Annotated in this window: 10 protein-coding genes; 3 read left to right on the top strand and 7 right to left on the bottom strand. The window is 63.0% G+C overall.

What is annotated here, in order from left to right; all coding sequences use genetic code 11:
• Nucleotides 1-246: 246 nt before the first annotated feature.
• Nucleotides 247-687, bottom strand: coding sequence for an Lrp/AsnC family transcriptional regulator (locus HU736_RS00755; RefSeq protein WP_186698671.1), 441 nt, complete (start codon nt 685-687; stop codon nt 247-249).
• A 132-nt stretch (nt 688-819) separates the two neighbouring features.
• Here HU736_RS00755 and HU736_RS00760 point away from each other — a divergent pair, with 132 nt between their 5' ends.
• Nucleotides 820-1,725: a DMT family transporter gene (locus tag HU736_RS00760; protein ID WP_186698674.1), complete on the top strand. Its 906-nt coding sequence runs from the start codon at nt 820-822 to the stop codon at nt 1,723-1,725.
• A gap of 51 nt (nt 1,726-1,776) precedes the next feature.
• Nucleotides 1,777-2,703 (top strand): class I SAM-dependent methyltransferase, encoded by a 927-nt coding sequence (locus HU736_RS00765; protein ID WP_186698676.1) that lies wholly within the window; start codon nt 1,777-1,779, stop codon nt 2,701-2,703.
• Nucleotides 2,704-2,745: 42 nt separating this feature from the next.
• Here the strand turns inward: HU736_RS00765 and HU736_RS00770 are convergent, their stop codons facing one another.
• On the bottom strand, nt 2,746-4,776 hold the full coding sequence (locus HU736_RS00770; protein ID WP_186698678.1) for a mechanosensitive ion channel family protein: 2,031 nt from the start codon (nt 4,774-4,776) through the stop codon (nt 2,746-2,748).
• A 125-nt stretch (nt 4,777-4,901) separates the two neighbouring features.
• A complete protein-coding gene (locus tag HU736_RS00775) occupies nt 4,902-5,900 on the bottom strand; it encodes a sulfate ABC transporter substrate-binding protein (RefSeq protein ID WP_186698680.1) in 999 nt (332 codons plus the stop codon).
• Nucleotides 5,901-6,084: 184 nt separating this feature from the next.
• Here HU736_RS00775 and HU736_RS00780 point away from each other — a divergent pair, with 184 nt between their 5' ends.
• Complete coding sequence (locus HU736_RS00780; RefSeq protein WP_186698682.1) at nt 6,085-10,572, top strand: NEL-type E3 ubiquitin ligase domain-containing protein; 4,488 nt, start codon at nt 6,085-6,087, stop codon at nt 10,570-10,572.
• On the opposite strand, the gene HU736_RS00785 is transcribed toward HU736_RS00780, so the two are convergent.
• The 4 genes from HU736_RS00785 to HU736_RS00800 form a co-directional block, all read right to left on the bottom strand.
• Entirely contained in the window at nt 10,545-11,369 is an 825-nt protein-coding gene (locus HU736_RS00785) for an ion transporter (RefSeq protein WP_103436684.1), read from the bottom strand. The genes HU736_RS00780 and HU736_RS00785 overlap by 28 nt on opposite strands.
• 45 nt (nt 11,370-11,414) lie before the next feature.
• Entirely contained in the window at nt 11,415-12,293 is an 879-nt protein-coding gene (locus tag HU736_RS00790; RefSeq protein ID WP_186698684.1) for an urea transporter, read from the bottom strand.
• 177 nt (nt 12,294-12,470) lie between these two features.
• Nucleotides 12,471-13,886 carry a pyruvate kinase gene (gene pyk / locus HU736_RS00795; protein WP_186698686.1) on the bottom strand — a complete coding sequence of 472 codons (1,416 nt, stop codon included), beginning with the start codon at nt 13,884-13,886 and terminating at the stop codon, nt 12,471-12,473.
• Complete coding sequence (locus HU736_RS00800; protein WP_186698688.1) at nt 13,883-15,157, bottom strand: glycerate kinase type-2 family protein; 1,275 nt, start codon at nt 15,155-15,157, stop codon at nt 13,883-13,885. The genes pyk and HU736_RS00800 overlap by 4 nt, the downstream gene beginning before the upstream one ends.
• Nucleotides 15,158-15,195 lie beyond the last annotated feature (38 nt).

Consider the following 15,195-nt stretch of genomic DNA (forward strand, 5'->3'; position numbering starts at 1 on the left):
CGTGAACTCTCTATCTAACTCTCTAACTTACTGAATTAATGTGTTTATAAATTGACCGATTGAACAAGTTAAATTTTTTACCCACTTCCTTTGCTGATCAAATGGTCAAATTATCTAGCGCTGCGCGTGTAACGTCTTGGTGCTGTGCTTCCCAGAAGTGCACACAAAAATGGCACCTTAGGTGACAATCCTGTGTACAAAAAATAAGCAGCACAATCTGGCCGTGCCGGTCTGTAGGAAAGCCGCTCACTCGGCCATCGGCGGCAGGCGGCGTTTCACCGGGCTCTTCTTGATGATCGCGGTGTTGGTTTCGGCCAGGACATTGATGCGGTCGAGCAAGCTGTCCAGCTGCTCCATCGAGCGCACATACAGGCGGGCGATAAAGCAGTCCTCGCCGGTCACCTTGTCGCACTCGGTGAACTCGGCAATCGCGATGATCTGGCGCTCGACTTCCTGCAGTTGGCCGGGCAGCGGGCGGATGCGCACAATCGCCTGCAACTGATAGCCGAAACAGCGCGGGTCGATCTCGACGGTGTAACCGCGCAACACGCCGCGCTCTTCCAGCCGGCGCAGCCGCTCGCTGACGCTGGGTGCTGAAAGCCCGCTGATCTGCGCCAGCGCCTTGAGCGAGCGGCGCGAATCCTCCATCAGGGCGGTGATCAGCAGTTGGTCGATGGCATCGGTCATAAGCACCTCGTTAGGTAAAGCGTCTGATTTGCCTTGATCGTAAAGGTGAACGGCGATTTTTGCCTTGGTTATCCGCTGGAAGGCGCCAGCCAGCCCTCGTCATACTGTTGACATCATCAATGGAGGTGGCCGATGGACAGTTCAATACGCCGTGGTTCGCTGGAAATGATCGTTGCCATGCTTATTTCCGGGACGATTGGCTGGTTCGTGCTGGTGTCCGGGCAACCGGTGCTGGAGGTGGTGTTCTGGCGCTGTGTGTTCGGCGCGGGGGCGTTACTGGGGATCTGCGCGAGCCTGGGCCTGCTCAAGTCCGGCGTGATCAGCCGCGGCGCCGTGTTGCTGGCGATTGTCAGCGGGGTGGCCATCGTCGGTAACTGGGTGCTGCTGTTCGCCTCGTATTCGCGGGCGTCGATTGCCATCGGTACTGCGGTATACAACGTGCAGCCGTTTCTGTTGGTCGGCCTGGCGGCGGTGTTTCTCGGCGAGAAGATTACCCTGGCCAAACTGAGCTGGCTGGGGCTGGCGTTCGTCGGCATGCTGGCCATCGTCAGTGCCCATGGTAACGGCCAGAGCAGTGGCAGCGACTATCTGCTGGGGATTGCCCTGGCCCTTGGGGCGGCGTTGTTGTATGCGATTGCGGCGTTGATCATCAAACGCCTGAGCGGTACGCCGCCGCACTTGATCGCGCTGATCCAGGTCAGCACCGGCATCGTCCTGTTGGCGCCGTGGGTCAAGCTTGGTGGGTTGCCCACTGAACTGCCGGCGCTGGCCAGTTTGCTGACCTTGGGCATCGTCCATACCGGGCTGATGTATGTGCTGCTGTACAGCGCGATCCAGCGTCTGCCGACTGCATTGACCGGCGCGCTGTCGTTCATCTACCCGATTGCGGCGATCCTGGTCGACTGGTTCGCCTTTGGCCATCGGCTGGCGCCGTTGCAGTGGCTGGGGGTGGCGTTGATTCTGCTGGCCGCTGCCGGCATGCAACAAGGCTGGTGGTTTCGCGCCCCGGTCAAAGCGGCGCCAAGCCCATGCGACTGAGCGCAGTTGAAGCGGGTAGAATGCCCTCTTTTGATCCTCAGCGACGCGCCCATGACCTCCGTGATTGATACCCTCGAGCAGCACCTGCTCACCGCTCTCGACCCTGCTCCGTTGGAAACCCGGCGCCTGTTCCATGGCCGTGGCCGCTGCTGGGCAGGGCTTGAGCAGATCACGGTCGACTGGCTGCAGGGCGTGTTGCTGGTGGCGTTGTTCCGCGAGCCACCCGAGGGCCAGCTGGCTGAGCTCGAGGCGATGCTGCGGGCACTGGCCGAGCGCCCGTTGTGGAACGGCGAGGCGATTTTGATTCAGCACCGTTACCTGCCCGACAGCCCCGGCCAGTGGTTGCTCGGCGAGCCGGTGCAGCAGCGTGAGGTGGTCGAAGACGGCCTGACCTACCTGCTCGATCTGGGCGTGCGCCAGAACAACGGTCTGTTTCTGGACATGCGCTATGGCCGGCGCTGGGTGCGTGAGCACGCCGCTGGCAAGCGGGTACTCAATCTGTTCGCCTATACCTGCGGTTTCTCGGTGGCGGCAATCGCCAACGGCGCTGCTCAGGTGGTCAATCTGGACATGGCCAAGTCGGCACTGTCGCGTGGACGCGAGAACCATCGGCTCAATGGCCATGATGTGGGTCAGGTGGCGTTTCTGGGCCATGAACTGTTCAAGTCATGGGGCAAGGTGCGCAAGTACGGGCCGTATGACCTGATCATCATCGACCCGCCGACGTTCCAGCGCGGCAGCTTTGTGCTGACCCAGGACTACGCGAAAATCCTGCGCCGCTTGCCCGAGTTGCTCAGCGCAGGCGGCACGGTGCTGGCGTGTGTCAACGACCCGGCGATTGGCTCGGACTTCCTGATCCAGGGCATGGCTGAACAGGCGCCGGGCTTGCAGTTCATCGAGCGTCTGCAGAATCCACCGGAGTTTCCCGATGCTGATCCTGAGGGTGGCTTGAAGGCGCTGGTGTTCCGCCAAGTATGAGCTGCCGCCCTCGACAGCGAGGGCGACAGTGCTTGGCAGGGTTCAGGCAGGCAATGCGCGGGCCTGGGCGGGCATCGGGTAGACCTGAGCGAAAGCGACGTTGTCGGTTTGATCGACGCGCTTTTTCAGGCGTTCGTTGAAGGCCCGGCTGACCGCATACTGGCCACCGGAAATGGTCCGGAACTGCGCGGTCAGAACAAACCCGTTAAGGTCCATGCGGTCGACGCCGAACACCTGCAGCGGGCCTTGCAGGTTGATCCGCAGCAGTGGGTCTTCGCTGATCGACTTGCCCACTTCGTGAATCAACGCCAGCGACTGATCGACGTCACTGTCGTAGGTAAACTGCACCGAGAAGAACGCATAGGCAAACTGCCGCGACTGGTTGGTAACCGCCTTGATCTGGCCAAACGGCACCGAGTGGACGAAGCCCTTGCCGTCGCGCAGGCGCAGGGTGCGGATGGTCAGGCTCTCGACCGTGCCGGCGTGGCCGGAGTCGAGCACCACCCAGTCACCGATCGAAATGGTGTCTTCGATCAGGATGAACAGCCCGGTGATCACATCCTGCACCAACTGCTGCGAACCAAAGCCGATGGCCAGGCCAATTACCCCGGCACCGGCCAGCAGCGGCGCAACGTTGATGCCCAGGTTGGCCATGGTGGTGATGGTGCAGATCACTACCAGGATCACTTTCACCGCATTACGCAGCATCGGCAGGATGGTGCGCACGCGAGTGCTGGGCTGGCGCGAGCTGCGCTTGCCGACGGGTGGCTTCAGCGCCTCTTGAATGGCGGTGTCGAGCACCACCCATAGCAGCCAGGTCACCAGCAGGATCAGGCCGATACTTGAAATCGAGTTACTGATGGCCTGGCCGAGGCGGTTGCTCAGGGCGAAGTCGATCACCGAGAAACCCCAGATGCGCCCGAGCAGCTCGATAAAGGTAATCGCCATGGCGATGCGCAACAGCGCATGGGCGAGGCTGCGTAGCAGCTCCTTGTAGGGGCGGATCTTCTGCTGCGTATCAACCTTGCGTGACGCCAGCAGGTGTTGCAGCAGGGTGCTGAGGAACAGCGTGGCCACCAGCAGCACGGTGGTCAGCAGGGCATTCTGCAGGGCTTTCTGGCTCTCTTCACCGGCACCGATCAGGTTGATCGCCGAGACCAGAATCATCATCAGGATCGGCAGATACCACAGCTTGGAGAAGATCCGCAGCGTCTCCTGCACCGCACGGTGATGCAGGCGGTCGTGCAGGTCGCGGTTGCGGATCAGGTGACCCACCGGCCGGCGCAACCGCAGGACCAGGCTGGCGAAGATGAAGGTGGCGAACAGGCCGGTGATCACGGCGATGCTGGCGGTGATATTGCCGCCGACCTGGCGAGCGATCTGCGGGCTGGTCAGCGCGTCGCTCCAGGCGGCGAGAAAGCCGATCATGAATAACGCACGCGGTGCCATCTGCCTGATCACGGCGACGGCAGGGCGTTTGTGGCCTGCATCGAACAGGGTGATCAGGCACAGGATGATCGAAGTCGAGAACAGGCCGCTGCTGGTCGCGTAGGCCAGGCTCAGGCCCAGTGCGCGGGCAATCGACGGGTCGAGAAAGCGGCTGGCATACAGCGTCAGCGGCAAGCTCGCGAGGGCCGGCAAGGTATAGGGCAGCAAGTACCCCAGCAAGCCACGCAGGCGCTTGCGCCGTTGCAGCAGCGCGGTGCGCGCGCAGCGGGCGGCGAGCCAGCGGCCGAGCAAGCTGAGCAGCAAGAAACTGGCGGCCCAGGCTACCGTCAGCAGGACAAAATCGCCGATCAGTTGCAGGCCGTCGTGACCCGAGTGGCGGTCGACCAGGCGCTCCACCTCTTTGCTGGCGCGGTCGGTGCGCAGGCGCCAGGTGTCCAGCACATGGGCATCGAGGTCGAGGTCTTTGGCTGCACTGTCGAGGCCATCGGCCAGGGCACCCAGCAAGCCACCCTGCAACACCGGAGCAGGTTCTTCGGCGGGAGCTTCTGCAGGCGCGGGGTCAGCGGCGTAGAGTGAGGTGCTCAGCAAAAGGCTGAGAAGTAGCGGGGTTAGCAAGCGCAGCACTGGAGTACTCCTTGGGCCGTGGCGGGCGTGGGGGTTACTCAAGGAACTGATTGCCGAAGGCGAGGGAAGTTCGAAGCAATCCGGGCCATGGCTTGGCCCGGACTGCTCTGGCAAGGGTCAGTCGATCACTGGCCGGTGTAGATCCGGTCGAACACGCCACCGTCGTTGAAGTGGGTCTTCTGCACTGTGCGCCAGTCACCAAAGGTCTTCTCTACCGAGAGGAAGTCGACTTTCGGGAAGCGGTCGGTGTACTTGGCCAGTATCGTTGGATCACGCGGGCGCAGGTAGTTGTTGGCAGCGATTTCCTGGCCTTGTGGCGACCACAGGTACTTCAGGTATTCTTCGGCGGCGGCGCGGGTGCCCTTCTTGTCGACCACCTTGTCAACCACGGTGACCGGCGGCTCGGCTTCGGCCGATACGCTTGGGTAGACCACTTCGAACTGATCGCGACCGAATTCGCGGGCGATCATCTCAGCTTCGTTTTCGAAGGTGACCAGCACGTCGCCGATCTGGTTGGTCATGAACGTGGTAGTAGCCGCCCTGCCACCGGTGTCGAGCACTGGCGCCTGCTTGAACAGCTTGCCGACAAAGTCCTTGGCCTTGTTTTCGTCGCCGCCGTTTTTCAGCACGTAGCCCCAGGCCGAGAGGTAGGTGTAACGGCCGTTACCGGAGGTCTTGGGGTTGGGCACGATCACCTGGACGCCGTCCTTGAGCAGGTCAGGCCAGTCTTTCAGCGCTTTCGGGTTGCCTTTGCGCACGATGAACACGGTGGCCGAGGTGAACGGCGCGCTGTTGTTCGGCAGGCGCGTGACCCAGTTGTCCGGGACCAGCTTGCCATTGTCGACCAGGGCATTGATGTCGGTCGCCATGTTCATGGTGATGACGTCAGCCGGCAGGCCATCAATCACCGAGCGCGCTTGCTTGCTCGAACCGCCGAAGGACATCTGCAGGTTGATCTTCTCTTTGTGCTCGGCTTCCCAGTGCTTCTGGAAGGCGGCGTTGTAGTCTTTGTAGAAGTCACGCATCACGTCGTAGGACACATTCAACAGGGTCGGGGCGGCGTGGGCCAAGTTGCCCAGCGCCAGGCCGGCAGCCAGTAGCGAGGCGGTGAATAGCTTTTTCACGAAGCATTCCTTGTTATGGTTCAGAGGGTTGGCAGTGTGCCACGCACTATAGCCGTTCGCTTCGCGGCGATTAAAGACCGAATGGCTCTTTACTTATGCGTGCTTCCAGGCGGGTGTTAGCTATCTAACCACTTTCACCCCCGTGCCATACCTAAGCTCACGCCTCCCGAAGGAGGAGCGAGCCATGACTTACCAAACCGACCAGCAGCCCGATGGACTTGCCCTGGAACAAGCCTTCCAGGATCAACTGATTGCCGCACGTCTGCCACAGTGGCTGCGAGCAGCCCGCGCCGAACACTTGCCGGACCTGAGTGAGGCGTTGCGTCAGAGCCTGGTCTTGCGCCAGCAACTCAGTGCAGTGCTTGCACGCCTGGAAGGTATCGACAGCTTTGCGAAAGGCCGTCTGGAGCAGGCATTGGAAGGGCCCGATGGCGAGCCTTTCAATGTGCATCTCTGGTCCTTCATTGCCGGCCACCGTGAACCGGTGATCAACGCACAGCCTGTGGGCGTGCACCTTACCGAACTGGTGTATGACGACATGCCGCTGCTGGAAGCGGCGCTGCGCAATTTCACTAAAGATCAAGCCGAGGAGGGCGGCCAGCCGCGGGGTAACCGGTTGACCAGTGCGCGTAGTGGCGCTGTCAAGCCGCCGTCGGCCGTGGCGTTTGCCAAGCTTTGTCGCAGCCTCGACCTGGGCGGTCAATATCAGGCTCACCTGAACAGCGTGCTGCTGGCGCCGACGGCTCAGGGTGCAAGCGTCGCGATGCTGTTGGGTAACGCCCAGCGCCAGCAGATGCTGGTGGAGGCCTATAGGGCCAGGCAGGGAGGGGTACTCGACGACGACGAACTGCAGATGATTGGGGGGTTATGCCGCGACGGCGCGCCGCCGCGGCTGCAAGGCGATCCGGTGGTGGCCAGGCAACTGAGCCTGTTGGGCTGTAATCTGGAGCAGATAGTGCTGCTGGATGTCATCGATGAGGGCTGGGTTCGCAACACCACCCGGCGTTTGCTGGCGTACGTGCCGGATGATCCCCATGGGCCGTGGTGTGTGGCCAGCAGTCTGCGGCACCTGGCCAATGACCTGGGGCGGCGGTTACGTACCCGTGACTACCAGCGGTTCTTCAGCCGCTTCGTGCGGCGCCGGGACAGCCAGGCATTTTTCTCTGTGATCATCCCGGCTTACGCTGATCTGGCGGATTGGGCCAACTACGACCTCAGTGAGCACATGCAGGCCGTACGCCTGCCATTGTTCGAAACCCTGGGCGCGGCGCGTATCGCGCAGATCAAGGATGACGCGGCGATGATCGCCGCCCCTGTCGCTAACATCGACCGGGCCGTGCAGCAGGCGCACGACCAACGTCTGGCCGCAGAGGGCTGGGCGCTGCTGAACCTGGCTGGCCTGTTCATTCCGGTGATTGGCTCAGGTTTGCTGGCATTTACTGCATGGGGCTTGCTCAAGGAAGTGTTCCATGGCGTCGAGGCCTGGCATGAAGGCGACACCAGCGCGGCGCTCGATCACTTGACCCATGTCGCTACCGACCTTGCCGTGATGGGCGCCACTGCCGTCGGTGTGGGTGTGGCACTGCGTACCTGGCGGCGGTCGCAGATGGTGGACAGCTTGCTGCCTGAGCAACTGGAAGACGGTAGTACCCGGCTGTGCCGTCCGGTATTGGCCGATTACCGCAGCATGCCACCCCTGCAGGCGCAAGTGGATGAAGAGGGCGTGCATCGGCTCGATGGCCGCGCCTGGGTCGAAATGGACGGCCACTGCTATCCCGTGCTGCAGCATGGCGCACAGGGTGAGTGGCAGCTACGACCGCGTGGCGGGTATGGCCCGCAGCTGAGCCACAACGGTGCTGGGGCGTGGCGCCTGTGGTTCGAGCAGCCGGCACAGTGGGACGACACCTACCGACTGTTTCGCCGGCTTGGTGGACGCCTGCATGAGTTGGGTGACGAGCAGATCGAGCAGATTCTGGTGGTTCACAATCTGCAGGCCGATTACCTGCGCGCTCTGCATGTCGAGGGCCGGGCACCCGACGCTGTGCTGCTCGACAGCGCCGAACGCTTTTTACTGGACCGACGTATCAGTGTGCTGATCGAGCGTTTGCGCGCCGGGCAGCCGTTCGATGATGCTGCACTCTTGGAGCAAGCACGCGCATTGCCTGGTGGCCAGGGGCTGGCCGATCAGGCGTTGGCCGAGCTCGCCGCCGCTCGCCGTCGGTTGCTCTTCCAGCAGGCCTACGCGGCTACCCAGCCTCCATCGAGTGCAGAAACCGCAGTATTGCGTCGAGTCTTTCCAAGCCTGCATGAATCTGCGGCACGCGCTTTGTGGCGTACTGCTCCCTTGGCAGACCGCCAGCGACTGGTCGACAACGGGCGTGTGGCATTGAGGCTTGCTGAGGCGGCGCAGGTGCATGTCCGGCGGATTCGTCAGGTCAGGGTGTTCGAAGCGTTCTACCTTGAGGTGGAGCAGCAGCTGGACCTTGCTCGGGTGGCGCTTTCCATGCTCAGGCACTTGCCAGCGGGCGGTGGCGTGCGCTGGGCCTTGTTCGATGGCGATGCCGGTGCTCCCTTGCTGGTTACCGGGGAACGCGGCCCTGAATGTGCGATCCGCCATGAAGATGGCCAGTTTCGCCGCCTGGATGGTGCAGGCCAGCCGCTGGGCCTGGCTGGCGAGCTGTTCGAGGTCATGGCCTCTGCCTATGACGACCATCTGCGCGATACGTTGGGGGTCGGGGAGCCATTCGCCCATAACTTGCGTGTACTGCTCAGCCGCCAGGCCGTAGCGCGTCGCGCTGAGGTTATTCAGCTGTTGGGTGAACAACCCTCGCGCGGCTGGTTTCGCCTGCCTCAGCGCCAGCTCGATGGTCGTCTGGGCTACCCGCTGAGCGGGCGGCGTGGAAGGTCTCCACAAGGGTTGTTTGCCTCAGTGCGCAATTTGTATCCAGGCTTTTCCGACGGGCAGATACTGGCCTGGATTGAGGGCCTGCGCACCTCAGGCAGCGATGTCCATGGGGAAATCACCCGGCTGGGCAACGAGCTTGCGGCGTTGCGCGAACGGCTGCAGCAGTGGGAGCGTCAGGCAACATCACGGGGCCTGCGAGAAGAGCGCCGTTATTTCCGGCGTTGCCTGATCGACTGCTGGCAGCGGCGGATCACTGCGGGGGTGAACGATATCCAGGCGCCGCAGAGTTTCCGCTTAGCCATGTTCGCTGCCATGCCCGGCCAATTGCCTGAGCTGCCCACCCAAGTCAGGTTTTCTCATATTTTTGAACTGGCGTTGCTGGGGATGCAGCTAGAGGATATTCCTGTGGCATTCCTGAGCGCTTTTCCAGAGCTTCGCATCCTTGAGCTCAGTGGCAATCGCCTGAGCCGAGTGCCGGCGGCGATCGCGCAGATGCCCAGCCTGAACGAGCTGGACCTGTTCAACAACCGCATCGTGCTCGACCCTGAACAGGCGGGCATCCTGGCCCATTGCGAATCCCTGGAGTACCTCAACCTGTCGTTCAACCCATTGGGCCGCGGTTTTTCTCTGCACGCAATGCCTCGGCTGAGACGGCTGTATTTGCGCAATACCGGCCAGACGGAGTTGCCGCCCGGGGTACTGCGTTGCCCCGACCTGCTGCAAGCCGACTTGCGCGACAATCGTATCGCCACATTGCCTGCAAGCTATTATCGGGCACCGGTATGGAGCCGGCGCATGCTCATGCTCTGGGGCAACCCGTTGAACGATCGCGACCTTGCGGGCCTGCAAACGTCGATGCCACACCTGGACATGGAAGCACAACCGGGGACCACTTTCTTGCGTCAGCGCTGGCTGGACAGTGCCAACGTGCTGGCACGTGACGAATTGTCGGCGTGCTGGGAGGCGCTGGAGATGGAGCCCGGTGGCGACGACTTCTTCCGGATGCTGGGCCGCTTGCTGGACACCGCAGAGTTCAGGCAGAACGGCGCAGCACTGGCGGAGCGGGTGTTCATCATGCTGCAGACCATGCAGGAGCACGCCAGCCTGCGAGAGATGATGTTTCACCAGGTCAACCAGCACCTCACTTGCCAGGACAGCGTGGCGTTGTGCTTCAGCAACCTGGAACTGAGCATGCTGGTCTGGCGTGCGCGTATCGAGGCCGGGAGTGGCGATCAACAGGGCGCCTTGCTCCACCTGGGCCGACAACTCTGGCGGTTGGATGAGGTCGATCGCATCGTTGTGGAAGACATTCAAGCTCGCCGCGCCGCAGGCGCCGATCCGGATGAGATCGAAGTTGGCCTGGCCTATCGCGTGGCATTGCGTGATGCACTTGATCTGCCCGCCCAACCTGGGGGTATGCTGTTTAGCGCAGTGGCCGGAGTGGGGCCTGAACGCGTCGAGGCGGCGCGAGCGCGGGTGCAGGCAAACGAGACAGATGAGCAGATTGCGGTCTCGCTGGCTCAGCGCGAATTCTGGCAGGAGCATCTGCAACGCACGCAGGCATCACGCCTGGAGGTGGCCGATGCGCCATTTCACGAGCGCATGCAAGCAGTGCTGGAGAGCGCCGAATCGGTACCCGAGGCCGAGTACCTGGCCAGGGTCGGGGTAGTCCACGCCGAGCGCCAGGCAGCACGCAGCGACCTGCTGCTGGCGCTGACACGCGAGGCGCTGGCGCAGGATCAGTCGCGCTTGCCGAACAGTGCGTGACCACAGCGCGAGCAGAATGCCGCGTCGTGGCCATGCGTGCCCTTGTGGCAGTTTGGGCAGTCATGCCGCAACTGTTCGCCACGCATGGCATTGGCCAGTTCGGCAGTGAAAATCCCGGTGGGCACGGCGATGATCGAATAACCGGTGATCATCACCAGTGACGATAGCACCTGGCCTAGCGGCGTCTTCGGCACGATATCGCCAAAGCCCACGGTGGTCAGGGTGACGATCGCCCAGTAGATGCCTTTGGGGATGCTGGTGAAGCCATGCTCGGGCCCTTCGACCACGTACATCAAGGTGCCGAACACGGTCACGAGAGTCGATACGCTGACCAGAAACACGATGATCTTCTGCTTGCTGCCGCGCAGCGCGCTCATCAGGTAGTTGGCCTGCTTGAGGTACGGGCTCAACTTGAGCACGCGGAAAATCCGCAGCATGCGGATCACGCGGATGATCAGCAGGTACTGAGCGTCGCTGTAATACAAGGCGATGATGCCCGGCACGATGGCCAGCAGATCGACCAGGCCGTAGAAGCTGAAGGCATAGCGCAGCGGCTTGGGCGAGCAGTACAGGCGGGTCAGGTATTCAGCGAGAAAGATCGCCGTAAAGCCCCACTCGATGGCGGCGAGCAGGCCTGAATAGTTCTGGTGAACCTCATCGATACTGTCGAGGATCACCACCACCAGGCTGGCCAGAATGATCAGCAGCAGGGCCTTGTCGAAGCGTCTGCCAGCGGTGGTGTCGGATTGAAAAACCAGAATGTAGAGCCGCTCGCGCAGGCTCGCCGGGGAGTTCATGGGGCGCGTTCCATTATGCAATGGGCAGAGCCTAGGGCTTGCCCCTCAGCTGTGCAAGCGACGTGGTTTACCGCCCGCCAGCCCGCGCGGCAGGCGGCTGCTCAGGTGCAGCAACCAGCAGGCGGCCACAAACGGCGCGGTCAAGGCGGCCACCGGCAGCAGGTTGAACAGCGGTTGCAAGGCGATGGCCAGGATGATCGCCAGCAGCGGCAGCCACGGCCGTTCGCGCTGGCCGCAAAAGGCCAGTGCCGCCAGCGCGGCATTGAAACCGAGCAAGCCCATCCCGGCGCTGTGGACATCGCCCATGAGCAGCGCAACGCAGGCGCCGAGGCCTGAGCCGAACAAGGCCCAGAGTGCAGCGCTGCGATTGGAAAGGAACAAACCGATGGCAATCAGCAGCCCCGCCAGCGGCTGCTCCAGCAGAAACACCTGGCCCAGGCCACGCGCCAGTGCCTGCAGAGGCTCGGCACTGACCGCTGTGCCGGCGGCAGACGGTTGCGCTGCCAATAGCGCGGCCCAGCCGAGCAGCACGAACGGTGCGGTATAGGCCGGCAGCAGGCAGGCGCCGTGTTTGCGCCATTGATGGACGAGGATGCTCGACAGGCCACTGGCGGCGATGATCAGCGGCGGCAGAATCACTGACCATGGCAACACTGCGCTGAACAGGATGCCGATCAGCACGCCGTTGTAGCTGTACAGGCCGGCCTGGCGATCAGCCCGGTCGTAGCCGCGCCGCTGCGCCGTGAGCAACCCTCCCAGCGCGCCCAGCAGGGCACCACCGACCAACTGCGGAGCGGTCAGGAGGATGGCGAGCAAACAACACAGGCCGCACAGCGGGCTACGCTGCAGCAGCACCTGGCTGAAGCCGTTGAGAAGCGCCGTGGCCCAATCGGGGCACGGGGTGACGAAATTTTGTGTGTACATGGGCAGTCAGTAGGTTGAAGTTGGCGGTGGGCCTCTTTGGGCCTCGGTTCCGCGGTTGGTCTTTTGGGCCGCTCTGCGGCCTTCGCGGGTGAACCCGCTCCCACAGGGTTTTGTGTGGGAGCGGGCTTGCCGGGACGCCGGACCGCCACGAAGGCTGCAAAGCAGCCCAATACGGTCCTAGATCAAAGTCTCGATGCGCAGCGTGTTGGTCGTGCCCGGCTTGCCAAACGGCACACCGGCGGTGATCAGCAGCGTATCGCCGATGCTGGCCATGCCTTGCGCCTGGGCAATTTCCAGCGCGGTCGAGCAGATTTCGTCGACCTGGCGCAGGCGGTCGTTGACCACCGAATGCACGCCCCAGGTCACGCTCAGGCGGCGCGCCGTCACCAGATTTGGCGTCAGGTTGAGGATCGGTGCCCGTGGCCGTTCGCGGGCGGCGCGCAGGGTCGAGGCGCCGGACTCGCTGTAGTTGACCAGCACCGCCACCGGCAGAATGCCGCTGATACGGCGGATTGCGCAGCTGATCGCATCCGAGGTGGTGGCCTCGGCTTTTGGCCGGCCAACGTCGAGCTGTGCCTGGTAATCCGGACCGTTTTCGACCTGGCGGATGATCTTGCTCATCATCTGCACGGCTTCCAGTGGGTAGTCACCGGAGGCGGTTTCGGCCGACAGCATCACCGCATCGGCGCCTTCGGCGACCGCGTTGGCGACGTCGGTGACTTCGGCGCGGGTTGGCGCAGGCGAGAAGCGCATCGACTCGAGCATCTGCGTTGCCACCACCACCGGGCGGCCGAGCTGGCGACAGGTGTTGATGATGTGCTTCTGGATCTGCGGCACGCTCTCGGCGGGGACTTCCACGCCCAGATCGCCACGCGCAACCATGATTGCGTCGGACAGTTCGGCGATGGCCTGCAGCTGGTCGACCGCCGACGGCTTCTCGATCTTGGCCATGAGGTAAGCGCGGTCGCCGATCAGCTCGCGCGCTTCGATGATGTCCTCAGGGCGCTGCACGAACGACAGCGCCACCCAGTCCACCCCAAGCTCCAGACCGAAGGCTAGGTCGCGGCGGTCTTTCTCGGTCAGCGGGCTCAACTCGAGCACCGCCTGCGGCACGTTGACACCCTTGCGGTCGGACAGCTCACCGCCGGCCAGCACTTGGGTATCGATGGCGTCGTCATGCTTGGCAGTCACGCGCAGGCGCAGTTTGCCGTCGTCGAGCAGCAAGTCCATGCCTGGCTGCAATGCAGCGATGATTTCCGGGTGCGGCAGGTTGACCCGGTGGCTGTCGCCCGGGGTGCTGTCCAGGTCCAGGCGCAGGGCCTGGCCACGCTGCAGCTGGATCTTGCCTTCGGCAAAGCGACCGACGCGCAGCTTGGGTCCTTGCAGGTCCATAAGGATGCCCAGCGGGTAGTTCAGCTGTTGCTCGACTTCGCGGATCCACTGATAGCGCAGGGCGTGGTCGGCGTGCTCGCCGTGGCTGAAGTTGAGGCGAAAGATATTCACCCCGGCTTCGACCAGCTGGCGTACATCGTCGATGCCGTTGATGGCAGGGCCGAGGGTGGCGAGGATTTTGACTTTTTTATCAGGCGTCATGATTGGGCAGTCTCGAGAATCAGAATGGCGCGGAAGTCGTTGACGTTGGTACGGGTCGGCTCGGTTACGATCAGGGCGTCGAGCGCGGCGAAGTAGCCGTAGCCATTGTTGTTGTCCAGCTCATCGCTGGCCGAAAGCCCCAGGGCAGCGGCGCGGGCATAGCTGGCCGGGGCCATGCTCGCGCCGGCATTGTCTTCCGAGCCATCGATGCCGTCGGTGTCGCCGGCCAGGGCATACACGCCCGGCAGACCTTTGAGGTTTTCGGTGAGGCTGAGCAAAAATTCCGCATTGCGCCCGCCACGGCCATTGCCGCGCACGGTCACGGTGGTTTCACCGCCGGAGAGAATCACGCAGGGCGCCTTCAGCGGCTGGCCGTGCTGGACGATTTGTCGAGCGATGCCGGCATGCACCTTGGCCACCTCGCGCGACTCGCCTTCAAGGTCACCGAGGATCAGCGGGCTGAAGCCGGCCTGGCGGGCTTTCACGGCTGCCGCCTCCAGCGACTGCTGGGGCCTGGCGATCAATTGGAAGTGGCTGCGGGCCAGGGCCGGGTCGTCGGCTTTGACGGTTTCCGAAGCCGGGTTGTTGAGCCAGTCGATGACCGCTTGCGGCGCTTCGATGTTGTAGCGTTTGAGGATCGCCAGCGCTTGCGCCGAGGTGCTCGGATCGGCCACCGTCGGGCCTGAGGCGATTACCGTGGCGAGGTCGCCGGGCACATCGGAGATGGCATAGGTGTACAGCGTGGCCGGCCAGCAGGCTTTGGCCAGGCGGCCGCCCTTGATCGCCGAGAGGTGCTTGCGCACGCAGTTCATCTCGCCGATGGTCGCGCCCGACTTGAGCAGGGCCTTGTTGATCTGTTGCTTGTCGGCCAGGGACAGGCCTGCGGCTGGCAAGGCGAGCAGGGCAGAGCCGCCGCCAGACAGCAGGCAGATCACCCGGTCGCTTTCAGTGAGGTTGCTGACCAGCTCCAGCACGCGCTTGGCCACGGCCAGGCCGGCGGCATCGGGAACAGGATGGGCAGCTTCGACCACTTCGATTTTCTGGCAGCTGGCGCCGTGCCCATAGCGGGTCACGACCAGCCCGGAGACTTCACCTTGCCAGGTTTTTTCGACCACTTCGGCCATGGCTGCGGCGGCTTTGCCGGCGCCGATGACGATGACCCGGCCACTACGGTCGGCGGGCAGGTAGGCTTCGAGGACCTGGCTTGGGTGGGCGGCGGCGATGGCTGTCTCGAACAGTTCGCGCAGAAATTGTTGCGGATCGACCGACATGGCAGGCTCCCAAAATTCTTGTTGTTATGCGTAATAAA

It is taken from the genome of Pseudomonas shirazensis (genome assembly GCF_014268785.2).
GTDB classification, from domain to species: Bacteria; Pseudomonadota; Gammaproteobacteria; order Pseudomonadales; family Pseudomonadaceae; genus Aquipseudomonas; species Aquipseudomonas shirazensis.

What these genes read in the sequence shown, in the direction of transcription:
- HU736_RS00755 (WP_186698671.1), bottom strand. Translation starts at nt 687, where the DNA reads ATGACCGATGCCATCGACCAACTGCTGATCACCGCCCTGATGGAGGAT.
- HU736_RS00765 (WP_186698676.1), top strand. Translation starts at nt 1,777, where the DNA reads ATGACCTCCGTGATTGATACCCTCGAGCAGCACCTGCTCACCGCTCTC.
- HU736_RS00780 (WP_186698682.1), top strand. Translation starts at nt 6,085, where the DNA reads ATGACTTACCAAACCGACCAGCAGCCCGATGGACTTGCCCTGGAACAA.
- HU736_RS00785 (WP_103436684.1), bottom strand. Translation starts at nt 11,369, where the DNA reads ATGAACTCCCCGGCGAGCCTGCGCGAGCGGCTCTACATTCTGGTTTTT.
- HU736_RS00790 (WP_186698684.1), bottom strand. Translation starts at nt 12,293, where the DNA reads ATGTACACACAAAATTTCGTCACCCCGTGCCCCGATTGGGCCACGGCG.
- HU736_RS00800 (WP_186698688.1), bottom strand. Translation starts at nt 15,157, where the DNA reads ATGTCGGTCGATCCGCAACAATTTCTGCGCGAACTGTTCGAGACAGCC.
- pyk (WP_186698686.1), bottom strand. Translation starts at nt 13,886, where the DNA reads ATGACGCCTGATAAAAAAGTCAAAATCCTCGCCACCCTCGGCCCTGCC.
- HU736_RS00760 (WP_186698674.1), top strand. Translation starts at nt 820, where the DNA reads ATGGACAGTTCAATACGCCGTGGTTCGCTGGAAATGATCGTTGCCATG.